Origin of the sequence: Desulfotomaculum sp. (assembly GCA_003513005.1) — a bacterium.
Lineage (GTDB): Bacteria > Bacillota > Desulfotomaculia > Desulfotomaculales > Nap2-2B > 46-80.
The window spans coordinates 1-24171 of record DOTD01000047.1 but is presented as its reverse complement, the minus strand read 5'-3'; the positions used below and the strand labels follow the sequence as shown (position 1 = coordinate 24171).

Annotated in this window: 27 protein-coding genes; 10 read left to right on the top strand and 17 right to left on the bottom strand. The window is 46.6% G+C overall.

The features are described 5' to 3' along the window. Positions 1 to 15: 15 nt before the first annotated feature. Positions 16 to 858 (bottom strand): radical SAM protein, encoded by an 843-nt coding sequence (locus DEH07_05900; protein ID HBY04072.1) that lies wholly within the window; start codon positions 856 to 858, stop codon positions 16 to 18. Between the two features lie 330 nt (positions 859 to 1188). Here DEH07_05900 and DEH07_05895 point away from each other — a divergent pair, with 330 nt between their 5' ends. Further along, positions 1189 to 2367 carry an aminopeptidase P family protein gene (locus DEH07_05895; protein ID HBY04071.1) on the top strand — a complete coding sequence of 393 codons (1179 nt, stop codon included), beginning with the start codon at positions 1189 to 1191 and terminating at the stop codon, positions 2365 to 2367. Between the two features lie 210 nt (positions 2368 to 2577). Here the strand turns inward: DEH07_05895 and DEH07_05890 are convergent, their stop codons facing one another. The 5 genes from DEH07_05890 to DEH07_05870 form a co-directional block, all read right to left on the bottom strand. Next, positions 2578 to 2874 carry a hypothetical protein gene (locus tag DEH07_05890; GenBank protein ID HBY04070.1) on the bottom strand — a complete coding sequence of 99 codons (297 nt, stop codon included), beginning with the start codon at positions 2872 to 2874 and terminating at the stop codon, positions 2578 to 2580. A 15-nt stretch (positions 2875 to 2889) separates the two neighbouring features. Beyond that, entirely contained in the window at positions 2890 to 3318 is a 429-nt protein-coding gene (locus tag DEH07_05885) for a hypothetical protein (protein HBY04069.1), read from the bottom strand. A gap of 60 nt (positions 3319 to 3378) precedes the next feature. Beyond that, the gene (locus DEH07_05880) at positions 3379 to 3696 is read right to left on the bottom strand and encodes a hypothetical protein (GenBank protein HBY04068.1); all 318 of its coding nucleotides are present in this window, start codon (positions 3694 to 3696) and stop codon (positions 3379 to 3381) included. Between the two features lie 351 nt (positions 3697 to 4047). Further along, complete coding sequence (locus tag DEH07_05875) at positions 4048 to 4830, bottom strand: DUF3298/DUF4163 domain-containing protein (protein HBY04067.1); 783 nt, start codon at positions 4828 to 4830, stop codon at positions 4048 to 4050. Further along, a complete protein-coding gene (locus DEH07_05870; GenBank protein ID HBY04066.1) occupies positions 4817 to 5236 on the bottom strand; it encodes a hypothetical protein in 420 nt (139 codons plus the stop codon). The genes DEH07_05875 and DEH07_05870 overlap by 14 nt, the downstream gene beginning before the upstream one ends. A gap of 211 nt (positions 5237 to 5447) precedes the next feature. On the opposite strand from DEH07_05870, the gene DEH07_05865 reads away from it, so the two are divergent. Next, positions 5448 to 5792 (top strand): hypothetical protein, encoded by a 345-nt coding sequence (locus tag DEH07_05865; protein ID HBY04065.1) that lies wholly within the window; start codon positions 5448 to 5450, stop codon positions 5790 to 5792. Positions 5793 to 5881: 89 nt separating this feature from the next. Here the strand turns inward: DEH07_05865 and DEH07_05860 are convergent, their stop codons facing one another. From DEH07_05860 to DEH07_05850, 3 genes are all read right to left on the bottom strand, one after another. Beyond that, positions 5882 to 6730 carry a hypothetical protein gene (locus tag DEH07_05860; GenBank protein HBY04064.1) on the bottom strand — a complete coding sequence of 283 codons (849 nt, stop codon included), beginning with the start codon at positions 6728 to 6730 and terminating at the stop codon, positions 5882 to 5884. A gap of 134 nt (positions 6731 to 6864) precedes the next feature. After that, on the bottom strand, positions 6865 to 7347 hold the full coding sequence (locus tag DEH07_05855; GenBank protein ID HBY04063.1) for a hypothetical protein: 483 nt from the start codon (positions 7345 to 7347) through the stop codon (positions 6865 to 6867). After that, positions 7329 to 8039, bottom strand: a complete 711-nt coding sequence (locus tag DEH07_05850) for a hypothetical protein (protein HBY04062.1) — start codon at positions 8037 to 8039, stop codon at positions 7329 to 7331. The genes DEH07_05855 and DEH07_05850 overlap by 19 nt, the downstream gene beginning before the upstream one ends. A gap of 279 nt (positions 8040 to 8318) precedes the next feature. Here DEH07_05850 and DEH07_05845 point away from each other — a divergent pair, with 279 nt between their 5' ends. From DEH07_05845 to DEH07_05835, 3 genes are read left to right on the top strand one after another with little or no spacing between them, the layout of a single operon-like run. Beyond that, positions 8319 to 10457 (top strand): hypothetical protein, encoded by a 2139-nt coding sequence (locus DEH07_05845; protein HBY04061.1) that lies wholly within the window; start codon positions 8319 to 8321, stop codon positions 10455 to 10457. Positions 10458 to 10493: 36 nt separating this feature from the next. Further along, on the top strand, positions 10494 to 11111 hold the full coding sequence (locus DEH07_05840) for a hypothetical protein (protein HBY04060.1): 618 nt from the start codon (positions 10494 to 10496) through the stop codon (positions 11109 to 11111). Positions 11112 to 11118: 7 nt separating this feature from the next. Further along, the gene (locus tag DEH07_05835; protein HBY04059.1) at positions 11119 to 11619 is read left to right on the top strand and encodes a hypothetical protein; all 501 of its coding nucleotides are present in this window, start codon (positions 11119 to 11121) and stop codon (positions 11617 to 11619) included. Here the strand turns inward: DEH07_05835 and DEH07_05830 are convergent. From DEH07_05830 to DEH07_05805, 6 genes are all read right to left on the bottom strand, one after another. Further along, positions 11597 to 12817, bottom strand: a complete 1221-nt coding sequence (locus DEH07_05830; GenBank protein ID HBY04058.1) for a hypothetical protein — start codon at positions 12815 to 12817, stop codon at positions 11597 to 11599. The two genes, DEH07_05835 and DEH07_05830, sit on opposite strands and share 23 nt — an antisense overlap. Positions 12818 to 12838: 21 nt before the next feature. Beyond that, positions 12839 to 13597, bottom strand: a complete 759-nt coding sequence (locus DEH07_05825) for an ABC transporter ATP-binding protein (protein HBY04057.1) — start codon at positions 13595 to 13597, stop codon at positions 12839 to 12841. 254 nt (positions 13598 to 13851) lie between these two features. Then, positions 13852 to 16467 carry an ATP-dependent chaperone ClpB gene (clpB, locus tag DEH07_05820; protein HBY04056.1) on the bottom strand — a complete coding sequence of 872 codons (2616 nt, stop codon included), beginning with the start codon at positions 16465 to 16467 and terminating at the stop codon, positions 13852 to 13854. A 4-nt stretch (positions 16468 to 16471) separates the two neighbouring features. Then, positions 16472 to 16756: a hypothetical protein gene (locus DEH07_05815; GenBank protein HBY04055.1), complete on the bottom strand. Its 285-nt coding sequence runs from the start codon at positions 16754 to 16756 to the stop codon at positions 16472 to 16474. 6 nt (positions 16757 to 16762) lie between these two features. Further along, entirely contained in the window at positions 16763 to 17743 is a 981-nt protein-coding gene (locus DEH07_05810; protein ID HBY04054.1) for a molecular chaperone DnaJ, read from the bottom strand. Positions 17744 to 17888: 145 nt separating this feature from the next. Beyond that, positions 17889 to 18887: a ketol-acid reductoisomerase gene (locus DEH07_05805; GenBank protein HBY04053.1), complete on the bottom strand. Its 999-nt coding sequence runs from the start codon at positions 18885 to 18887 to the stop codon at positions 17889 to 17891. A 271-nt stretch (positions 18888 to 19158) separates the two neighbouring features. Between DEH07_05805 and DEH07_05800 the strand changes: the two genes are divergently transcribed. Beyond that, positions 19159 to 19986 (top strand): metal-binding protein, encoded by an 828-nt coding sequence (locus DEH07_05800; GenBank protein ID HBY04052.1) that lies wholly within the window; start codon positions 19159 to 19161, stop codon positions 19984 to 19986. On the opposite strand, the gene DEH07_05795 is transcribed toward DEH07_05800, so the two are convergent. Both DEH07_05795 and DEH07_05790 read right to left on the bottom strand, forming a co-directional pair. After that, entirely contained in the window at positions 19983 to 20792 is an 810-nt protein-coding gene (locus DEH07_05795; protein HBY04051.1) for a formate dehydrogenase accessory sulfurtransferase FdhD, read from the bottom strand. The genes DEH07_05800 and DEH07_05795 overlap by 4 nt on opposite strands. A 15-nt stretch (positions 20793 to 20807) precedes the next feature. Further along, a complete protein-coding gene (locus DEH07_05790) occupies positions 20808 to 20945 on the bottom strand; it encodes a hypothetical protein (GenBank protein ID HBY04050.1) in 138 nt (45 codons plus the stop codon). 197 nt (positions 20946 to 21142) lie between these two features. Here DEH07_05790 and DEH07_05785 point away from each other — a divergent pair, with 197 nt between their 5' ends. The 4 genes from DEH07_05785 (at position 21143) to DEH07_05770 (ending at position 24077) form a co-directional block, all read left to right on the top strand. After that, positions 21143 to 21631 (top strand): molybdenum cofactor biosynthesis protein, encoded by a 489-nt coding sequence (locus tag DEH07_05785; GenBank protein HBY04049.1) that lies wholly within the window; start codon positions 21143 to 21145, stop codon positions 21629 to 21631. Positions 21632 to 21889: 258 nt separating this feature from the next. Continuing rightward, a complete protein-coding gene (locus tag DEH07_05780) occupies positions 21890 to 22177 on the top strand; it encodes a co-chaperone GroES (protein HBY04048.1) in 288 nt (95 codons plus the stop codon). Between the two features lie 18 nt (positions 22178 to 22195). Continuing rightward, positions 22196 to 23833 (top strand): chaperonin GroEL, encoded by a 1638-nt coding sequence (gene groL / locus DEH07_05775; protein ID HBY04047.1) that lies wholly within the window; start codon positions 22196 to 22198, stop codon positions 23831 to 23833. Positions 23834 to 23885: 52 nt separating this feature from the next. Continuing rightward, positions 23886 to 24077 (top strand): hypothetical protein, encoded by a 192-nt coding sequence (locus DEH07_05770; protein HBY04046.1) that lies wholly within the window; start codon positions 23886 to 23888, stop codon positions 24075 to 24077. Positions 24078 to 24171 lie beyond the last annotated feature (94 nt).

The window sequence follows — 24171 nt, the reverse complement described above, 5'->3', positions numbered from 1 at the left end:
TGGCGGAGGTTGAAGTTATATAAAATATGGCCGGCAGCCTACAAAATCACTGATCTGCCGCAGCAGCGCCTGACTTTTTGCCCGGTAGATTGCTGGATGAGACAGGTATTCTTCTAATTCAGGCAAAGCTCCGGGAAAATACTGGCGGTAGGCTGTTTTTAAGCGGTGCATGACCGCAGGGTAGGGATTCAAATTGTCCAGCAGGATTTCTTCAATGCCGGTTTCGTGAAGAGTCTTCAGTAAATCCGTTAGAGATTCCTCGGAATCCGACAATCCCGGAAGCAGCGGGGCTATAAAAACCCACACAGAAACACTGGCCTCGACTAGTTTCCGGGCTGCGGCGATACGCTGGTTTGGCAAAAAAGCGCCGGGTTCAAGCACCCGGGCAACTTTATGATCCATGGTAGTAATCGTAAATCCGACCTCGCAGTCCTGCAGTTGTTGCAGTAACGGAAGGTCCCTCTGAACAAGGTCCGATTTTGTTAGAATATTGACCTGAAGCCGCTGGTAGTCGGCCAGCGCTTTGAGAACGGACCGTGTGATTTCGTAACGGATTTCGACCGGCTGATAGGCGTCGGTCACACTGCCCAGCAGGACCCTGCCTTCGGGCCTCGTCCGGCGGCTGCCCAGCTGTTTGGCGAGCGCTTCAGGGAAATTTACCTTAACGTCAAGGAATTCGCCCCACTTTTCCCGGTGGCCTGTAAAACGGCACATAAAGGAAGCGTAACAGTAAATGCAGCCGTGAACGCAGCCGACATAGGGATTCATGCAGTATTCATACCCTGGAATCCCCGTCTTGCTTAAGGCTGTTTTGCACAAGATTTCCCTTGTTACAATTTTTCCCTGCAAAGCAATCATCCCTTTCCCTGTTCCGGCTGTGCACTTGTTGTTCGTAAAATGGTATTCCCCTGCTTCCATTCATCTTTCACCTCTTACATAAAGATAACCCGAAACAGCCTGTTACGGAAGCCGGAGTACGCTGTATTTTTCTTGGATGTTCCAAAGAAATTAATTATCTTTTATTGTTTACGATTAAGGGTATTTATTTTCTTCAGGCGATTTTTTATAATAAAAGTTCTTTACTCGCATGATCCAAAGAAATTATTATAAATGATATAATCAGTTGAGTAAGACAAGTACACAGATAAATAAAGATAATTTTTTATTAAGAGATGGGGAGGTTATAATTTGCGTTTCACTCCTAAATCAGAACTTAATCAGCGATGCGCGAAGCTTCAGGAGTTATTGAAACTGCACGGCATCGACGGGGCGGTAATGGTGCAGAACGCCGACCTGTTTTACTTTTCAGGGACTATCCAACGCTCGCACCTGTTTATACCCGCCGAAGGCAGTCCGGTTCTTCTGGTTAAGAAAACTTTTGAACGGGCTACGGAAGAATCCGGCTTGGATAATATCATCTGCCTGGAAAGCTTAAGGGAAATTCATGCGATTATACAGTCTTACAGTTCCCGGCCTTTGAAAACGCTCGGCTTCGAACTGGACATTCTCCCCGCAGCGCAATATTTGCGCTATCAAAAACTTTTTGAACCGGCCAAAATTGTAGATGCAAGCCAATTAATACGCACTGTCAGGATGGTCAAGTCTCCTTATGAATTACAAATCTTAAAAGAGGCAGCAGATCTGCACGGCGAAGTTTTTACCATGGTCAGAGAAACTTTGCGGGAAGGCATGACCGAACTGGAACTGGCCGCGTTAATCGAGGCATATTCCCGCAAGAAAGGGCACGCCGGTTTGCTGAGAGTGCGCGGATTCAATCAGGACCTTGTTTTTGTCCATATTTGTTCCGGACGAAACGTTGTTCCCAGTTATTTTGACGGCGCTGTGGGAGGGAAAGGTGTCAGCCCGGCCTATGCACAGGGCGCCTGCGAAAAGCCGATTGCCAGAAATGAGCCCGTTCTTGTGGATTACGGTTTTGTTCACGACGGGTATATGGTAGACCAAACCAGGATATTTTGTATTGGAGAACTCCCCGGGCATCTAATCAGGGCTCAGGAGGCTGCGCTGGATATCCTGGAGAGGATGAAAAAGGCGGCAAAACCTGGTGTGGCGAGTGGAAAAATCTACGACCTGGCCAGGCAGGCTGCCGAGGAAGGACCTTTCGGGAAGCATTTCATGGGTTTCCCAACACCTGTGGCATTTGTCGGTCACGGAATCGGCATCGAACTCGACGAACTGCCTGTATTTGCACACGGATTCGACACGCTCCTGGAAGAAGGAATGGTCATCGCCCTGGAGCCCAAATTTGTTTTTCCCGATGGGGCTGTGGGAGTGGAAAACACCTACCTTGTAACCGCCGAGGGGCTGGAAACAATGACGGTGTTCGAGGAAGACATAGTGTACATCTAAACTCACAAACTAAAACCTTCCCCCTACAGCGGCACACTCAAAGATTCGTGAAACGACCTGGTGATATCGGGAATGGCGAACGTGATAACGGCGGCCTAAGAATATTTATCATTAAAAAATTCAGATAGAAAAATGGATTTAGTTAAAGGGCTTTCCTAATAAGTCAATTTTCATAATAAGTCAAGCCTGACCCCCTATACTATATTAACTTTACTTCAAATTGAGCTCTACAAGATCAAGTTTGCTTCCGTCATTAGCGCTTGGTTGAAATAGTTGCAGCTTTGCTGCATCTTTGGGCAGTTCATTCAAGACAAGTTCGAAGTAACCCCAGTTCGGACCGCCCGCAGCAGCGGTTAAAAACCCATCGGTCAGCTTGTTTCCTGCCTCATCTTGGGTTTCATACCCAACTGTCGCTTCAAAAACACGGGCAATACCCCTTGCTTTAATCCCATTCTGATCTGCCGACAGCGATGAAACGATGATATTACTATTACCGGACCGTTTAATGGAAGAAAGCCTGCCTTACAAGCCAATTACCTGCGGAAATTCCTCACCGGCAGGATCCCTGAAAAGAACTTCCTTAAAAGAACCGTCAACCGCCTTGACAACGTACGGATAAGTAAGCATTTGTGCTGCCGGCTCCCCTGAATTTGGACCACTGATCGCTGTCGTTACTATAAGTCCGTCCCCCTGCTTTTCTGTTGAAGTAATCGAAGCTTCATACCCTGCGGTTGGTTTCTCGCCATAGCTGACGATGAGGTAGGTTTTATTGTTAACAGATACCGCCACTCCAACCTGCATCGGTTTAACAGTTTCAACAGCTGTTTTTACTTCATCGGGGTAATTTTCAGTACTGCTCATTTCCCCCGCTGGTTTCTCAGGCTTGTTTGGGAACGGAACAGGGCTTTTGCACCCCGTAGAGGAAAGCGCCACGACGAACACAATCAGCAATAAAAAAATGTCTTCCTCATTTCTTAATCCCTAACATATAACAGTTCGTTTCCTGAATTTTTAATGGTAAAGAAGGCTTATCTGGCTGTTGGTAGCCCGGTCATATCCTGATGTGTTCAGGCAGATATTAAAACTTGATGAAGTTTGTTCAAGTCTAACATAGTTATTCTCGCTAAGGTATTCCACAGCAAGGTTAATTTTCTTGGGATCAAAATCTTCAAAGATATAATACAGCTCAACATCGGAAACATAAAACTTGAAAGTACCGTTCTCTTCAGCCATCATTGCAAGCTTTTTCAGAATCATTTTGCTTAATCTCTGTATAAACATGGCCTTCAACTCCTTACCCTTTGTTACCATTTGTTCTGTATTTGACACAGATAAAATATTTCCTTCGAAGAAGTTTGTCTTTTAATGTCACATACAAAAATACAATATGCGCTTTTTCAAGGATATATAACATATTTCCCGTGTGGTGGTATAAGGATTACCAGCTAAGGCAACAATAGGGTGAGAAAGGTAGGTGAGATCGATGAAATGCAACCTTGAAGACTGCTCCCATAATAAGAACAAACAGTGTCAGGCCGAGGAAGCCGATGAATTAAGCAAAAGTGAAGGATATATGTCTGAGAACTGCCCTTCTTTTAAGCCCCAAAAAAGCAAACAGAGCTAAGACTAAAGAGAAGGGCTTTCCATGGGGGAGCCCTTCTCTTTAGTAATGTACATTTACTAACCTTTAATTTTCACGTTATTGCCAAAAAGGGTAAACGGCAGTTTAAACTCCGGTATTCCGGCAGCATACGGAGCAATTTCATATTGTGCAAAATATATTGTCAAACCGCCATCCACAAAGTAGAACGGCTGGTTCTCCTTAATTGTTTGAAATTCCATTCCGGGCTGTGTGAAATATAAGTCGTTTTTTTCTTTGATCTGCCTTTTGACTTCCTGGTTGATGGCCTCTTTATAATTGTAGCCTTCCTTGAAAATATCCCCCAGAGCAATAACCCGGCCTGTCTTCAGATCATAATTATACGGCTTCTTTTCAGTCGACCCGTGAGCGCCGCCTGTAAACTGATAGTATTCTACAGGTATACTTAACAAGCTATTTTTGTTATAGGCAACCTCAAAAGCGGTCGTGGAGTCAAATTTTCTGAATGGAAAGCCGGAATTATCTGCATCCTGCTTACCCTGTACGGAAAGCTTTTCAATTTTCTTCCTGAAATCAAGAGCATCTTTTTCGAACTGTCCATTAATCTTGCCCTGGATTTTTTGATTTATCATTCCCGAAACAACGGGAATCTTCAAGTCAATATCGATTAGATTTGTGCTTTGCTGAATATTTTTAGCTGTTACCGTCACTGGTTTCATTCCGTATTTGTAAAAAGCCGCCAAAACAATCAAAAGCACTATAAAAAAGATGGATTTTTTCACCGAATAACCCCTTTCAAAAGCTTTGTCTATCTGAACCGTTTTTATCAATACTTGACTAAAACCCCGTTTATCTATTAACAATAATAACACCGGCAACAATCAGCACGGAGCCGACAAACTTTTGCACAGTAAGGTTTTCCCCAAGCAGAAGTACGGCCAGGATCAACGTAACAATTGGAAATGCCGCCGCAATCGGTGTGATTACCGAAGCCTCACCAATCTTTAAAGCATAAAAGTAGGCAATCTGCCCTAAAAAGGCTGCTAAGATTCCCTCGCCTATCATAAAGTAAACAGCCCTGAGATCGGCCTGGGATAAAGCTGTCATTTTTCCGGTCAACAGGCCGGTGACCAGCAAGACGACTGCAACGGATACGCTTCTTATTGTCAGCGCTGAAAAAGGCTCCAGTGAAACAAGGCCTGTCTTGGCCAGTATCGGCCCAATACCCCAGCAAAGCATAGCCAAAAATGCAAAGATTACTGATCTCATACCAAATATCTCATCCTGTTTATTTTTAAATTAAACGGTAAGTTTATCTTACCCGTACAGGTGCTAAAAAACAACAGAATTATCCAACAACGGATATATATTTCTAATTTACAATATCGAAGTAGGAAAAAGAAGAATAATCTAGAATTTATTTTTCATAGATCAAAATTTTACTTGCCGGCACGTCATTATTAAAGGCAGGTGATAAACTATGGAAGACATGAATAAAGTAATTGGTTTCAGGCTGAAAAACTTAAGAAAAACTAAAGGGCTTAAAAGAGAAGGACTGGCCAAAATAATCGGAGTCAGTGTATCCGCGATCAGGGATTGGGAGCAGGGACTTCACAGCATACGTCCGGAAACACTAAAACAACTTGCTGAAATCTTTGAAGTTAAACAGAGTTATTTTGTTGAAGAAGAGCTCGATTTGGGCAACCTGACCGATCAGAAAAAAGAAGAAGTGCTTAAAGGAATTCTGGAATGGGTTCATCGACAGAAAGCCGAACTTCTTACCCTGGAAAAAACATTAGAAACCTTAATTTCCAGTAAAAAATAATCGGCCAGGTTTCCGGACTTCATCCATGCCACCAAGGTCATTCTTAATCCCGAAATAAATATCGGAAGGAACCGACTAATGATCCTCAATTAATACTTAAGTGAAATAAGGCAAAAAACAATGTTATTAAGTTCAAAGAATACAAATTGCAGACAGTTTATTTTATAACAATCCGTCGTCCCGAACAATGAAGGAAACACATAAGCCTGAAGAACTGTAATCAGCCCGACGATTACCGTTAAAAATATACTGTGCGGCAGCGTAAACCGGAAAAGGTCGCCTTCCCGCCCCGTCAGGCCTGTGGATGACATACCGACAACGATGCTCTGGGGAGAAATCATTTTCCCCATCACACCGCCTGATGAATCGGCTGCAACAGTAAGCACCGGGTTAATCCCTGTCGATTGCGCCGTAACCTGCTGCGTCTTGGCGAACAGAGCATTGGAAGAAGTGTCGCTTCCGGTAATAAGAACACCCAGCCAGCCCAGGAAAGCTGAAAGGAAGGGAAAGAATGCCCCTGCGACTGTAAATGCCTTGCCAAGCGTGGGTGTCATACCCGACCAGTTGGCGACATAAGAAAACCCCAGCACCAGGGCTATTGTTAATAGTGCAAAGCGAAGGCTTTTTAAAGTGTCGGCAAAAATCCTGTACAATTCGGCAGCTTTTATCCTTAGAATAAATGCCGTGATTAATCCGGCCAGCAATATGGCTGTCCCCGTGCCTGAAAGCCAGTTGAAAGTATAGACAACCTCCAGCGGTTTACCGCCAATAATGATAGCTTTGTTCAGGGCGCCGAAAACTATGGGGATATTAACTTGCTTATTGTCATCGCGTCGATTCCCGTAACGGCGCCTGCTGTAATAACTGGTATGCCGACAGCCCCCCAGGCGACAGGGGCGGTATTGGCAATCAGACAAATACAAATTAAAGTTGGAGATATTACGCTACCTATCTTGCCGCCTTTGCAGCGCCGCTGGTCCTGTCCGAAGCGAACCGTTGGCGTTGTCGGTACGGAGCACCTGAGCGAACCGTGATAACGACGGCCTGAGGCGAACATGAGCAAGTAGGCATCTCACTGAAGAAAATTATGACCGATTCCGGTAAAAAACTCTTTTTTCAGAATGTCCAGGATTTCTTCCGCCTCACTATTTTTCCCCCCTGCGGCAACAATTATTTGCCTGGGAGGCCAGAGGGCAAACTGCCAGGCGGTCAATAAAAAAGCATAGCCGGCAGGGTACTCGCGCGCCTCCCCGGCAAAATGGCGCATCTGATTCCAGGCAAGATCCCTGTATCGCTGATTTCCGGTATAGGAAGCCAAACAGGATAGAATATAAGCCGCTGCAGAATTTCGGGAAGGTATTGCTCCGTCATAGATTTCCTTGGGGCGGTCGATTAAAACCTCTGCGTCATTCCCGGTAAAGAAAAAACCACCGGATTTCGCGTCCCAAAACAGATCTATCATCTGGTCCGTGAAGGACAAAGCTTTTTTTTCTGGAGTCATGAAGATAGTCAAAGGCCAGCCTCCCTGTCCGGTCATCAACTGGCAGACAGACATATAAATATGATCAATATCAGTACAGTTTCTATGCCCTCTTCTCTATAACCGCCTTCCCGGTTCGCCAGCCCGATCGTGCCAATGGTTTTTCCATTATGGATTAACGGTGTGCCTAAAAATGCATTAACCGGCGGGCGCCCCTCCGGAATGCCGATACTGTCCGGATGCAAGGCCGGATTATTTGCAAATAGGGATTTCCCGTCTATAAGCACCCTTCCGTAAACACCATGAACTATACCCCGTCTAAGTATTCTTCCTCCTGAACTGGGCATCTGCATCTGACAGTGCGTCCATCCGGAGTTGCTTATAGCAATATTTACCAGATACCCGGCAGGATTAATTTCTGCAATGAAACCATACTGGCTTTCTGTTAGTTCCTGGCAGACATTTAAACAGATTTGGTCCAGTTCTTCTTCAGTTTCGCAGGTTAAGGAATGCATTAATATCCTGTTAATTCCTTCTACTACTTTGTTTGTATGACCAAGCTTTTCCTTAGTCAGCTTTTGTTCGGTAATATCCGTAAAATAAGCAACCGCCCCAAAAACGGAGCCGCTATCGTCAATTAACAGGCTGGAACTAGCTATTGCCGTCTTGCGTACTCCGTCATCCCAAGCGAACTCAATTTCCGGATCGCTTATTTCTTCACCCCGCCATACCGTACGCTGAAGGGGCATTTCTTCCCGGGTTATCACTTCTTATATACGCATCGTTATCCAGAAAATCATCCCCTGACATTTACGGCTTCCGTTGCAGATTGCGTACTTGAGCATAAAAGCCAAATTTATAATAACTCAATTCTTTTCTAAAAAAAAGTATTAACGCGTTAAATGATTAATCCAAATGGACAGGTTTTTCATTTTTTCCTGCAGTACATTTTTCGGACTAATCTTTTACAAACTAATAAACCATAGAGGAATCAGATTATTGATGTAGAAATTATATTGAAACTTTTACAAACCCGGGAGGTCAATATGGCGGGAGATAAATTATCCTCTTGCTTATCAGCTGATTTTTTAACTGACAAATTAATCTTTATCCTTGAAAATAATCAAATCATTTACGCTAATGATAGACTTTTAGAGGTTACGGGATATACGCTCCGGGAACTAAATGAAAACCCGGAGGAAATCCTGTTCCTTAACAAGCTTAACAACGATGCAATCAAAGTAAAAACAAAATCAGGCCAGGCAAGGGAAATAAAGGTTACGGCCGAAAATATACAGCTCCATGGCCATTCGGTAATCCTGGCAGTTGGGATCGATTTAACGGATTTCGCTATATTGAAAAATGAGCTGGCCGGCGCCGAAAATAAATATCAAATCCTGGTTGAAAATATCAATGAGGTTATTTTTTTAACAGATGATCAGGGATATTTTACTTACATGAGTCCGGTTGTGGAAAAAATGTTCTTTCCCGCAAAAATTGAGGATTATTATGGACATTCTATTATAGATTTCATCCACCCTGACGACCAGGAAACTGCCCTGAAGGACAAGGAACGCGTCTTAAAGGGCGAAAAAATAAACAATGTCTACCGGGTTTCAAGTGCAATCAGAAAAAAAGAATATTATTTAAGTGTTTCCAGCAGGCCATTAATTAAGGAAGGCCGGGTAACCGGAATGGCCGGGATCTGTTTTGATATTACCGAACAGAAACAAGCGGAAGAAACCATCCAGGAAAATGAACAACTATTGCGCGGCATAACCGATAATATGCTGGATATGATTTGCACAACCGACATCGATGGTATTTCCCGCTATGTTTCACCTTCGTACAAGACAATTTTAGGTTATAAGACAGAAGATCTTCTTGGAAAATCTTTTACAAACAATATCCATCCCGACGACTCAGGATATGCGTTTTCAGCCTTTTGGGCGGTAACTCAAACAAAAATTTCAAAAAGGTTCGAATACCGTTACAAGCTTTCAAAAAAAGGCTACATCTGGCTGGAAACGATAGCTAACCCCTTGTTGGACGACAATCAGGAACTGACGGGTGTTATACTTTCCAGCCGGGACATTACCGAACGCAAACAGATGGAGGAGCAGTTAAAATATTTAAGCCTCCACGATAACCTTACCGGACTTTATAACCGCACTTATTTTGAACAGGAAATGAACCGCCTGCAAAAAGGGCGTTTCTCTTTAATCGGTATAATAGTCTGTGACATTGACGGGCTTAAATTTATTAATGACACGCAGGGTCATAATGCCGGAGACAATCTGATTATATCCGCTGCTAAAGCAATCAGGTCTTCCTTCCGGGCTGAAGATATGGTAGCCCGTATCGGCGGCGATGAGTTTGCCGTTCTTTTAATAAACTGCGACAGCAGGACTATGGAAAACGCCTGCCGGAGAATAAGGCAAAACATTACCAATCACAATAAAGAAACCTCTGAAAGTTATTTGAGTGTTTCAATTGGTTACGCAATCAGCATTGGAGAAAAGGTCAGTGTAACAGACCTTTTCAAAGAAGCCGACAATAAAATGTACAAAGAAAAGGTATACAACAGTCAATCCACCCGCAGCACATTAATCCGGGCCCTGATGGAATCTTTGGAGGTGATCGACTTCGCCGCAGAAGGCCATGTGGACCGGCTGCAGGCTTTAATTAAAAACTTGGCTGAAGTTATTGACTTGCCCAGGGGAAAAATTATGGACATGTATCTTTTGGCTCAATTTCATGATATCGGCAAAGTAGGCATCTCGGCCGATATCCTCTTTAAGCAAGGTACGCTGACTCCCGATGAAATTATTGAAATTCGCCGGCACAGCGAAATCGGACATAGGATTGTTCAGTACACACCCGATTTGATTAGAATAGCTGACTGGATACTGAAACACCATGAATGGTGGAATGGTGAAGGTTATCCCTTCGGCCTGAAAGGGGAAGAAATACCCCTTGAATGCCGGATCATGGCTATTGTGGACGCCTATGATTCGATGACATCCGACAGGCCATACAGAAAAGCGATGCCTCCCGAAGATGCCATCACAGAACTTCTCCAGTGTTCAGGAACTCAGTTCGATCCCCTTTTAGTACATAAATTTGTTGAGATAATTAGACGGAACCAGTACAAAATATCTTTGGAAAACAGAACAGAATCTTAGGAGTTGTTAAAAAGACATGCTGCACTGTAAAGTAATATGCGCAGACTGACTGCCGCCGCAATTGTTCTTCTGCTCCTTTTCCTTACGTTCGCATTCAGAGAAGCTCAGAAGAGGCAAACCCTGGCTGCCGCTTACAGTGATGCCCCGTCCCTGTTTGTACTCATCATGGCAGCCGCCTCAAGAGGTGAATTTGGCAGCGGTGATTTCCGGGGAAACCCTAACAAGCTCGATCTTTCTCTTCTTGAACCGGGAGACATTCTACTGGGCGGCAACCATGGGAGCTCTTACGGAGTTTTCACCCACGCCGGGCTGTATACAGGGGATAACCGGGTTGTAGATGCGGGTGCCAGTAGCGGAGTTTATCTTGCAGAGGCTCAAGACTATCATGATTACGATTGGGCAGCTATCTTAAGGGTAAAGGCCGATCCAGGACAAAAGAAGGCCGCTGTTGATTACGCACTGTCTCAAACCGGGAGACCCTTTTTTATCCTTGCCCCGCGAAAAGAAGACGGACTCTGGTACTGCACAAAATTAATCTGGTATTCCTATCTGCATCAGGGAATAAATCTTGATTGCTCAAAGGGATACTGGATCCTTCCCGATTCACTTTTAAAAAGCCCCCTTATTAATGTAATTTGTTATTCAGGGGAGTAACAACCGCATGTCCGCCACTCCATTCCGAAACTTTGTAGATATACGTTTTATTCTGTTCTTATACCTGCTTCATTTCGGTTTTATTTGTTTAACTGTTGTGACGCTTAATTTGCTGGCCGTTTCTTTTATTGTCTGGCTGATTTACCTGTCACTTCTATTCTATCTCGGATACAGACATGCGTCAAATAAAAACAGGCCGCTGGCTTCTTTCTTTCTCTGCGGAGCCTTCGGCCAGCTGCCGGCAATAATTCTTTCTTTACTTATAGCTGGCGGTATCTTTTCAGGCAGCTATTTTAAATTAACTATTTTCAATACGTATGATTTTCTCTTGCAGGTATGGCATACTTCACTGGCGCCGCTTTTCACCCTTTTGCCTTCATCAAGTATACTTGAAATCCCCTTGTACTACTGGGTTACAATCGCCGCCTCATTCTTTTACCCGCTGGTTTTTTTTCTAGGAGCTGTTCTTGGCTTCTTTTCAAGAACTAAAACATCCCCTGCATGTTGACAGTCTTGTCTATCTCCTCTTTAAGCTCGGAGGGCAGGCCCATAATATCCACATTTAAAAATCCCCTCACGATTGCGGCGGTAGCGTCACTCTCGCTCATGCCGCGGGACATCATGTATTCAATTTCCTCCTGGGCAATCTTACCCACGGCTGCCTCATGCGAAAGGTCAACCCCGGAAACCCTTCCTTCCAGCTCGGGAACAGCGTAAATCAGGCCTTTTTCCGAAAGAATCAAGCCGTGACACTCAAGGTGGCCTTTTGAATCAGCTACCTCTCCCACGATGTGTCCGCGGTTGATTACATCACCGCCTGTTGTTATAGTACGGGCAATCATCTCCGCCTTTGTGCCGTGAGCTTTAAGGTAAACTCTCGAGCCTACATCCATGAATGAACCTGGTACGGCAACCAGTATGGTATTATAGCGGGCAACTGCGTTTGCCCCCGAAAGATAAGTTGTGGGGTACATCTGCAGAGTTTTGACCGGTTTCATGCAGACGTAGTTTGATAAAAACACGCCGTCCTCTTCAACTATGGTGGCGCTGCGGGGCCTGACCGCGAATTCCTCAGCCCAGTTATGGATCATTGTAAAACTCAGCCTGGCGCCCTTTTTTACATAAAACTCAGAAACTCCGATATGTAAGCCGGCCTTTACATTATGTGAAGAAGCGCATCCTGAAATAATGTGCAGTTCCGAACCTTCCTCGGCAATCACTATATTGTGTACTTCCTGGGCCAGCCTGTCTTGGGCAGTGAAAAGGCAGGCCTGCAGGGGAAACGCTGTTTTAACACCCGGCAGGGCACGGATAAAATAACCATGCTCTTGATGCAGCTCTGCTCTGGCAGTATATTTGTCGGTATCCACCGCTACAGCGTGCCAGTAATAATCCTCCAGCCAGTCATATTTCTCCCGGGCTTCACTGGTACTCATAATCTCCAGACCATCCTGAAATATATCATGATGCACAACCGAGTGATCTATCTGCATAAAACTGCCGGATCGCTCCCTGGCCTCCGGGTCCACGCCCGCGGTGAGCAGTTCTTTTTTATCTAACTGTGATAAGGAAGAAAGGTCCTTCATATTTGAACGTGACGGCGCTTTATGGATAAACCGGCCGAGATCAAGATCTTCACCAAAAAGAGCCTTTTTTTCGGCTGCGTCACGGGCTTTTTGAAGCTTGCTTTCCTTTGCCCCTTTCATTCTTTCATTCTCCTTTCCATATTAAATCATGCAGCGCATGCATTCCTGGTAGCCCATTTCCTGAATGCACTTTAAAGTCTCACGCGGGTTGCCGTGGCAGGATAAGAATCCGTCATAGAGCACATGACCCATATCCGCGTCTACATAATTCAAAATATACCCCGTATGGGTGATTAGCAGGCCGGCTTTAGATCTCTTGTTTCTTTTTTCCCGTGAAGACGAGGAGTGGTCTTTGCCCGGTTTGCGCTCTAGAAGCTCATTAATCACTTCGCCGATCAAGGATATGCTCTCCAGGTCGACGCCCGACTCCGGTTCGTCCAGCAGGATCAGGTCCGGATTCTGCGCCATCAACTGCAGAAGTTCGGATCTTTTAATTTCCCCCCCGGAGAAACCGGCATTTAAGTCCCTGTCTAAAAATTTTTCAAAATTTAAGCGGGCAGCCATCTCTTCCAGCGGGATTTCTTTACCCGGGCTGCACAGGGCTACCATCTGGCGTGTTTTTAAGCCTTTGATTGTCGGCGGCCTTTGAAAGGACATACCTATTCCCAGCCTTGCCCTTTCATTAATGCTCATTCCGGTAATGTCCCGGCCTTTGAAATTAATCGTACCTTCTGTCACGCGGTAGTTTGAAAAACCCATTAAAGTCATCAGCAGCGAGGTTTTGCCGGAGCCGTTCGGGCCAAAAAGAACATGCGCCTCACCCGGTTTGATTTCCAGGTTAACTCCCTTCAATACCTCCCTGTCCTCCAGACTGACTTTCAAATTTTCAATCATCAACACGTTCCAATCACTCCGTTTCACTTTATTATTTCAAACGATATCCTTTGCCTGAATATGAAACTATCTTGAAAATTAGTTTTTGTGAGACCGATAGGCACGGCATTATCAATGCTCTCTCCGGTGCTCCACGCCGACAGCAGCATGGCTTGCTTCGGACCGGACTAGCGGCGCTGCAAAGGCGGCATGTAAATAACTCACATCATTACCCTTTTAACTTTGGCATTAAGATTTCTTTTCTATCAGCTTAGGGGAGGTCAACTGTCTACGTGCTCATTCTCGCCAATGTCGAAATAGAGACCTATTTCCCCTTGTTTTAAGGTGATCACGTCCCCCTGCTTTATTTCTCCCCTGACTATCTTTCGTGACAGCTGCGTCTCTACCTCCTGCTGAATCACCCTTTTTAACGGCCTTGCGCCGAACTCAGGTTCATAGCCTTTTTCGGCCAGATAGTCCACAGCGCCGTCGGTCCACTTCAGGGTGCAATTTGTTGTCTGAGCAAGACGCAGGTTGAGTTTTTTCAACAACAAGACGGCAATCTTCTTTATCTGATCCCTTTCCAGAGCATGAAAAACGATTACCTCGTCCATCCGGTTCAAGAATTCCGGCCTGAAATACTGCCTTAGCAAGGCCAGAACGCTTGACTTCATTCTATCGTAATCGCCGCCCACTTCCTGGCGGTTAAGTATTTCCTGGCTTCCGACATTTGAGGTCATGATAATAATAGTATTGCGAAAATCAACCGTCTTGCCCTTGCCGTCCGTCAGCCTCCCGTCATCGAGGATCTGGAGAAGGACATTAAAAACGTCATTGTGAGCTTTTTCAATTTCGTCGAAGAGAACTACGCAGTACGGCTTACGCCTGACCGCTTCCGTAAGCTGCCCACCTTCTTCATAGCCCACATATCCCGGAGGCGCCCCAATCAGTCTGGCTACAGTATGCTTTTCCATATATTCGGACATATCCAGCCGGATCATGTTTCGCTCATCATCAAATAAAGCCTCGGCAAGCGCCCGTCCAAGTTCAGTCTTGCCGACACCGGTCGGCCCCAGAAAGATGAAACTGCCCACCGGCCGGTTCGGGTCTTTGATGCCGCCGCGCGCTCTGATCACTGCGTCGGCGACTGCGGTTACCGCCTCATCCTGCCCAATAACACGCTCATGTAAAATTTCCTCAAGGTGAATCAGTTTTTCCTTTTCGCCTTCCATAAGCCTGCTTACGTTTATGCCTGTCCATCTGCTGACCACCTTGGCAATATCTTCTTCATCGACTTCTTCTTTAAGCAGCATCTTATGCTTCTGCTGACCTGCAAGCGATTCTTCCTCCGCCTTGAGCTTTTTTTCCAGTTCATTCAGGCGGCCGTATTTCAGTTCGGCCAGCCTGTCTAAATCATATTCCCTGTCCGCCTTTTCAATTTCCATCCTGGTTTCCTCGATGTCCTGCTTGAGCTGCCTGATCCTGGTGATAGCCTGTTTTTCAACATCCCACCGGGCTTTTAAATCGGCGGACTCACTTCTTAATTCTTCAAGTGTCTCCTCAATCTTTTTCAGCCTTTCCTGGGAACCCTGATCTTTTTCTTTTTTTAAGGCGGCTTTCTCAATCTCAAGCTGCATCACACGCCGGTTTACCTCGTCCAGAGCCGTGGGCATGCTGTCAATTTCCGTACGCAGGCGGGCGGTGGCCTCGTCTACCAGATCAATGGCTTTATCTGGAAGAAAACGGTCCGTTATATACCGGTCAGACAATACAGCGGCAGCAACCAGCGCGGCGTCCTGAATCCTGACACCGTGAAAAACCTCGTACCGCTCCTTTAAGCCGCGCAGGATGGAAATAGTATCCTCCACCGAGGGAGGGTTGACCAGAACTGGCTGGAAGCGCCTTTCTAAAGCGGCGTCCTTTTCGATATGTTTGCGGTACTCATCAATGGTTGTCGCCCCGATACAGCGCAGTTCGCCGCGCGCCAGCATCGGCTTGAGCAGGTTCCCGGCGTCCATAGCGCCCTCCGCCGCACCTGCGCCGACAACGGTATGCAGTTCATCGATAAAAAGGATCACTTTTCCCGAAGATTCCTGGACTTCTTTTAAAACCGCCTTCAGCCTTTCTTCAAACTCACCCCTGTATTTGGCGCCTGCGATCAGCGCGCCCATGTCAAGGGAAATCAGCTTCTTCTCCTTCAGCCCCTCGGGAACATCCCGGGCAATGATTCTTCTGGCCAGTCCCTCCACGATGGCTGTCTTGCCAACTCCGGGCTCACCGATTAAAACAGGGTTATTTTTGGTGCGCCGTGACAGAATCTCAATAATCCTTCGTATTTCATCGTCCCTGCCGATTACAGGATCGATCTTCCCGGCGCCAGCCAGGCTGGTCAGATCCCTCCCGTACCGCTCCAGGGACTGGTATGTCTCCTCAGGATTATCAGAGGTCACCCTCTGGTTTCCCCTTATGGAACGCATGGAATCGAGCAGGCTGGCCCTGGTTATGCCCATCTGCTTAAAGAGATTTCCCAGATCCCATTCGGCCATCTCGGCCAAAGCCAACAGCAGGTGCTCGACGCTTATAAAATCATCCTTTAAAAGCTGCGCTTCCTTGTCAGCCTGCGCCAGGACCCTGGAAAGTGAGGCGCTGATCCGCAGTTCTCCACTGTAGCCGGTAACAACAGGTATCTTTTTTATCAGATCTGACAAACCGCTTTTTAGAGTTGCCAGGTCTGTCCCCGAACCCGTGATTATTCGGGCTGCCAAACCGTCCTGCCGGGCAAGCAATGCCTCCAGAAGATGCTTCTGGCCGACTTCCTGGTGGTTTTTCCCGGCAGCAAGCTGTTGAGCAGCGGAGAGGGCCTCCCTGGATTTCTGTGTAAAATGGTTGAAGTCCATATAATCACCTTTTTCTAAGTTGTTCAATCTCTTCCTGGAGTTTTTCAATCTGCTCAAGAAGATCGAGAATAATAGCCGCGCCCTGCCAGTTCAGGCTGAAAGAATTTTTTAGCCTGATCATTTTTCTTACCCGGTAAATATTTTCAGGGCCGATACAGCCGTCAATAACCTCTACAATACCCAGTTCGCTGAGTATGTCAATTATTTCAGGATGCACTTCCAGTTCGTTGACATCAAGCATTTCTTCTTTAATACTGTGAAGGTATACCTGTAATGAATATTCAGTCATTGATCTCTACCCCGTTTTAGTTTCTTTAAGCTGCCGGTATAAGTGTCTCTGCTCTTCGGTGATAAATTCCGGAATGTCGATTACAATACGGACATACTGATCTCCGCGGCCTCCGCCTTTGGTGGGGATCCCCTTTTCTTTCAGCCTGAGCCTCTTCCCTGCGTGGCTTCCCGGGGGAACTGTCATCGTGACAAGGCCGTCAAGTGTCTGTACGGATACCCTGGCTCCCAGCACCGCATCCTCGGGAGAAATAACGGCTTCTGTCTCCAGATCGTTTTCCTTTAGAGTAAAATGGGGGTGTGGGAGAATATGCACCTTCAGGTACAGGTCTCCCCTTTTGCCTCCGGAAAGGCCCTCCCCTCCTTGGCCCCGCAGGCGGATGCGGCTTCCTTCCGAAAGGCCCGGCGGAACCTTAACCTGCAGCGTTTTGGTTTCCGGCAGGGTCCCGGTTCCCCCGCAAGCCGGGCAAAAACTTCTATCCTGGTATCCCGTACCTCCGCACATATGGCAGATAGCGCCGTTGGAAACCTGGAAACCCTTGGTCGTACCATGATATACCTCTTCCAGAGTAAGTTCGATCTCACTCTCCACATCCCGGCCGTTAACAGCATGGGAACGATAGGCTGTCTCGGCCCTGTTGAAGCGATCTCCAAAAAGCGTTTGAAAAAATTCGCTAAAACCGCCTTTTAAATCCGTATCCGAATAAAAATGGACATCTTTACCCGCTCCGGGAGGAGGCCCAAAATCCTGCGCCTGCCAGTTGCTGCCCAGATGGTCATATTTTGCCCTTTTCTCGGGATCGCTGAGAACCTCGTAAGCCTCATTAATCTTTTTAAATTTTTCCTCTGCATCCTTTTTCTTTTTGCCCGTGTGCAGATCAGGGTGCCATTTACGGGCAAGCTTCCGGTATGCGGCCTTGATTTCTTTTTCCGTAGCGCCCCGGTTAATACCCAGGGTTTCGTAGTAATCCTGATAATCTGCCGCCATCTTTTATCCCCCAATTAAACCTGTTTAAGTAAAAATAATGGCGGCTCAAACCTTTTTGCAATATATATAAACGTGCAGGATCAAAAGCTGCAAAAAGCCAGTTACCGCCTGTTACTTCCTATATTTATTAAGCCGCGGCGGTGTTTTAACCCCGGTCCCTCAACCAGGGCATCATCGCCCGAAGTTCGGCGCCCACTATCTCGATCAGATGCTCCTTCTCCCTATCCCGAAGGGCCTGGAAAACCGGACGGTTGGCCAGGTTCTCAAGAATCCATTCCCGTGCAAATTCCCCGGTTTGAATTTCTTCCAGGATATATTCCATTTCTTCCTTTACGGCGCCGTTAATTAATCTCGGTCCCCTTGTCAGATCCCCGTACTCGGCAGTGTCGCTGATCGAGTAGCGCATCATCGACAGACCCTGCTCGTACATCAAATCGACAATCAGCTTTAGTTCATGCATGCATTCAAAATAAGCTATCTCCGGCTGATAACCGGCTTCAACCAGCACTTCAAACCCTGTCTTGACAAGAGAGGTCACGCCGCCGCAGAGGACGCATTGCTCACCAAAAAGATCGGTCTCGGTTTCCTCCCTGAAGGTAGTTTCAATTACGCCCGCCCGTGTTGCGCCGATGCCCCAGGCGTAAGCTAAGGCCAGTTCATACGCTTTGCCGGTATAGTCCTGGAATACCGCCAGCAGGGCCGGCACACCCCTGCCCTCGGTGTACATCCTGCGCACCAGGTGACCGGGACTTTTGGGCGCGATCATCATTACGTCAATATTTGCCGGCGGGACAATCTGGTGGAAGTGAATATTAAAACCATGGGAAAACATCAGGGCGTTTCCTTCTTCAAGTCCTTCCACAACCTCTTTTTTATAAACGTCCGCCTGGTACTGATCGGGGACCAGAAATTGGATAATATCGGCTGCCTTTGCTGCCTCCGCGGCGCTGACAACATTAAGGCCGTCTTTTACAGCCTGGTCAAAGGCAGCGGTCCCTTTTAATTCCCCAACTACAACATCCAGACCGCTGTCTTTTAAATTCTGCGCTTGAGCATGCCCCTGGCTTCCATAACCGATCACCGCTATTTTTTTGCCGCTCAGGGCATCCATCTTTACATCCGAGTCATACAAAACTTTTGCCAACTCATTAACCTCCTAAATTATTACTTAAAATTAACAGCCTAGAGATAATTCGACTTTAGCACAATTTTTTCCTTCTTTATTTTTTCCAGTAAGCTTATTTTAAAACACAAAGATTTATTTTTACCGAATAATTTAAACTTGAAGGAAATAGCCTGGATCCAGAGAAATCTTTAGTATAAAAAACTTCCGGCTAAAATGCCCGTAAAGATATATGTAATTATGTAATATGGTACAGTTTTTATTTTAGCCGGACTATAAGGAGGCGCCACCGATGAGCAATTGCGCTAACTGCGGTCAGTTTGCCTGTTGGGACGGACGGCTGGAAAAAATACCGGATCACTGCCCCATGCAGGATCACCAGGAATTTTACGAGGAAACGCTCCGCGAGTACGAAAAGGAAGAGATCAAAAACATCAGCTATAACTCCGCACTGGTCGAATCGGAAGGCTACGGCATCTGGACGAGACTGGAGGAAATTATCGAATTCAGCTGGCGTGCTGGTTTTAAAGAACTTGGGCTTGCTTTTTGTGTAGGTCTGCGAAAAGAGGCAAGGCAGGTATCCATAATATTACAGAACGCCGGATTTAAGGTAACCTCTGTGGTATGTAAAACAGGAGCCCAGGACAAAGAAAAACTCGGTTTGAATGACAGCCAGAAAGTACGGCCCGGCCAGTTTGAAGCCATGTGCAACCCTATTGCGCAAGCCGGACTTTTAAAAGAAGCGGGTACGCAGCTGAATATCTTACTCGGTCTGTGTGTGGGCCACGACACTCTTTTTATCCGCTACTCTTCAGCGCCGATAACAGTTCTTGCAGTAAAGGACCGGGTTCTTGCCCATAACCCGCTTGGAGCAATCTATGCAGAACACTATTTTAAAGCAAAACTTGCCAGCCACCAGAAGCAGACAGATGTAGAAACCGGCGACGAGATATCACAGCAGTTACTGGAAGCTGTTAAAAAAGCAGCCGTTGACGGCAAGTTGACCTGTTCAGGGGCACGCCAACTGGCTGCAAAACTAAAGGTCCGGCCTCGTACTGTGGGAAATGCCTGCAACAGCCTGAAAATAAAGCTCAAATCCTGCGAATTGGGCTGCTTTTAAAAGCAGGTTTTTGCCTTGCTGCCCAGATCAACCCTTTCTCCGTGGGTGTAAATGATAAATTTGTCATCCTTGACGGCGCCTACTGTTGTAATACCTTTTTCACGCGCCAGCTCAATCGCCTGATCGGTAGGGTAGTCCCGAGAAACAATCACCGGTACCCCAATACGCAAAAGCTTTGTAATAATTCCGGAAGAAATCCGGCCGCTGAAAAATATAAGTTTGTCAGATGGGGGTATTTCCTCAAAGAAAGTAAAACCGACCACCTTATCCATTGCGTTGAACCTGCTGATATCCTCAAAAAGCCGGATAATTTTGCTGTTCGTGCACAGGGCCGCTCCATGAGTGGCCCTTGTTGACGCTAAAAGTACAGATAGATAATCAAACTGAAGATTCAGGCTGATTACCTGTTCATATGATACAACAAGATCGGACACGACCGGATTCAGAGTCTCCTCATGGCCTTCCGGCCGCAGTGAAGGCCACCTGCTTTTAGAACTGGCACCAATAGGCCTTGTAAAATCCTCCTCTTTCGGTTCATAGGCAAGCGTCTCCACCATAAGCAGACTGCTGTTATCGCTTAGAAAAATCCGTTTCAATTCATCTTTTCTACGGAGATATCCCTCAGTAAAAAGAAAGCCAAGGGCAAGTTCCCGCAGTGAATCCTGGATACCGTCTATAACTCCAAGTTCGTAGCCGTTGAAAAGGAGGTTAACCTGTCTCTCCTTGACTACCACGTCCTGTAAGACAGTAGATTTCTTACTGTCCACCTCGGTTGTTTCGATAACCACCTTTGAAGTAGGCATCATTTTTTAAGCCCTCCTTTATTTTCTAACCGCAATCCTTTGATCGTTTGTATAAATGTTAAACTTATCAGGACGGGCAAATCCAATAACCGTTATGCCTAACTGTTTTGCTATGCCAAGCGCCATATCGGTGGGGGCGCCGCGTGAAATAATCATAGGTGATTTGATCCTGGCAATTTTAAATCATATCCTGTGATACGGACAGCCCGCTGCTGTGGTTATAACGTTTGACTTCAATTGAGGTAGTGTAATCCGGCAAACTTAAAAACCTCCCAGGTTATTTTACCGCGTTGGAAAAACCAGTACAAGTATGTTAAACTTAATGGCGATAAAATCCAAAGGAGCGACATCAAATGTATTCTGTAGGAATCCTTACGGCCAGTGACAAAGGATCGAGTGGAAAACGCGATGACCTGAGCGGAGCAGCAATCAGGGAATTTATTGAGGCATTGGGCTGGAAGGTAAAAGCTTACCTTATCGTGCCCGACGATCTTGAAGGATTGGAAAAAGCCCTGCTTGCCATGTGCGATGAAGAGAAACTGGACCTGATCTTTACCACCGGCGGGACGGGATTTTCCCCGCGTGACAACACACCGGAAGCGACTAAAAAGGTCATTGAAAAAGAAGTGCCCGGCATTCCTGAAATTATGCGCCTGGAAAGTTCAAAAAAGACCCCGCAGGCTATGCTGAGCAGGGCAACTGCTGGAATCAGAAAAGGCACCCTGATTATAAATCTGCCCGGAAGCATTAAGGCGGTAAAGGAGTGCCTGGACATACTTTTTCCCACACTTATCCACGGGATGGAAATCCTCACCGGCAGAACCGGGGAATGCGGTGGTTAAAAGAAATATTTGCCTTTACCCGGTATAAAAATCCCATACAGCGGAAAGAATAAAAGAACAAAACATGAAAATAAAAGGAAAGATAAAGAAATCTGAAGAAAAGGCATCCTAATCATCGAAGACGGGCTATTTTGTTGGAGAATGATGGTTGTCATAAATGTCACTCTTTAATATTATTTAGCTGTTGTTAGCACTCACTATTATCGAGTGCTAACAACCAAAAACCAACTTATAATATCCTTAAGGAGGGTTTTTTAGGTGATCAGACCACTAGGTGAAAGGGTAGTCATCAAACCACTGCCGGGCGAAGAAGTAACTAAAGGAGGCATTGTACTGCCGGAGACAGCGAAAGAAAAGCCCCAGGAAGGGGAAGTCGTAGCAGTAGGTCCGGGCAGGCTGCTGGACAATGGCACAAGAGTGTCAATTGACCTTCAAGTAGGAGACAAGATACTTTTCTCTAAATATGCCGGTAACGAGATTAAACTTGATGATGTTGAATACCTGATTATGCGCGAATCTGACATTCTTGGCGTAATTGTAAAATAATTAAGGAGGTATGAGAAATTGGCTGGAAAAGATATCGTCTTCCGTGAAGAAGCAAGACGTGCATTAGAAAAGGGAGTCAATGCCCTGGCGGATACGGTCCGTGTAACACTTGGCCCCAAAGGCCGCAACGTTGTGCTGGAGAAAAAATTCGGTTCTCCCATGATTATCAACGACGGTGTCACCATCGCCCGGGAAATCGAATTGAGCGACCCGCTTGAAAACATGGGCGCCCAACTGGTCAAGGAAGTAGCCACAAAAACAAACGATGTCGCCGGAGACGGCACCACAACCGCAGCAGTTTTAGCCCAGGCAATTGTACGCGAGGGCATGAAGAATGTTGCCGCCGGCGCCAACCCCATGATCGTCAAACTGGGAATTGAGAAAGCAGTCGAAAGAGTCGTTGAAGCAATCAAATCCAGCGCCAAAAAGATTGAGACCAAAGCTGCCATTTCCCAGGTTGCGTCCATTTCCGCAAATAATACTGCCATTGGTGAACTGGTTTCCGAAGCCATGGAGAAAGTCGGCAAGGACGGCGTAATCACCGTTGAGGAATCCAAGGGCATTGGAACGACCCTTGAAATAGTCGAAGGAATGAACTTCGACCGGGGTTATATTTCTCCCTATATGATTACAGACGCTGACAAGATGGAAGCTACATTTAACGATCCATACATCCTGCTCACAGACAAGAAGATCAGCGCAATCGCGGAACTGCTGCCCGTTCTGGAAAAAGTTGTCCAGTCCGGCCGGTCAATCGTGATCATTGCTGAAGATATTGAAGGCGAAGCCCTGGCGACATTGGTGCTGAACAAACTGCGCGGCACGGTATCATGCGCGGCCGTAAAGGCGCCCGGCTTTGGAGACAGGCGCAAGGCCATGCTCGAAGACATCGCCATCCTTACCAGCGGCACTGTGATCACCGAAGAACTCGGTTTAAAGCTTGACAAGGCAACTGTTGACATGCTGGGCAAAGCATCAAAGGTTAGAATTAAGAAAGAAGAAACAATTATTGTCGGCGGCGCCGGCAGTCCCGGCACTATAACCGCCAGAATAGCTTCTATCAAGAAGCAGATCGAAGAAACAACCTCTGATTTCGACCGTGAAAAACTGCAGGAGCGCCTTGCCAAACTGGCCGGCGGAGTAGCCGTCATCCAGGTTGGCGCCGCAACCGAAACAGAGATGAAAGAAAAGAAACTGCGCATTGAAGACGCCCTCAACGCAACCCGGGCGGCTGTCGAAGAAGGCATTGTCCCCGGCGGCGGCGTAGCGTATATCGAAGCCGTAAAGTCGCTGGAAGACATGAAGGGCGAAACCCCGGACGAAAATACAGGGATTAACATAATCCGCAAAGCCCTGGAAGAGCCCGTGAGGCAGATCGCCAATAATGCCGGCGTGGAAGGTTCCGTAGTTGTGGAAAAAGTTAAGACATCCGCCCCCGGCGTTGGTTTTAACGCCTTAGATGGTGTCTATGTCAACATGATTGAAGCTGGTATTGTCGATCCTGCAAAGGTTACCCGTTCAGCTCTGCAAAACGCAGCATCCATCTCGGCGATGATCCTGACGACTGAAACCCTGGTCGCCGACAAACCCGACAAGAAGGATGATTTCGGCGGCATGGGCGGCGGCATGGGCGGCGGCATGCCCCCAATGATGTAATTGCACCTTTAAAAATTGGTCAAACCCAAACCCCCTTCGCTTATAAACGGGCGTGGGGGTTTTTATTGACTTTAAGACTTCCTTCGGGTATGGTGAAACGGGTGGTGCGCCAGTTCGGCGTTGGGAATATAGCCGGTGGGAACCCGGCCCGGTAAGGCCCAGCAAGCCGCCGTTATCCAGCCTTGGAGCCAAAGAAGCGGGGGGAGGTTTAAGGGGAGGCAGGAAACCATGCGAGCCGGAATGAGAAAGGGTGAAGGGGTAGAGACACGTTAGAAAAACAAAGGGGAAGCCGATGCCGTCACCTTGGCAGCAGGCAAAAAAGTTTTGTGGAGCGAGGG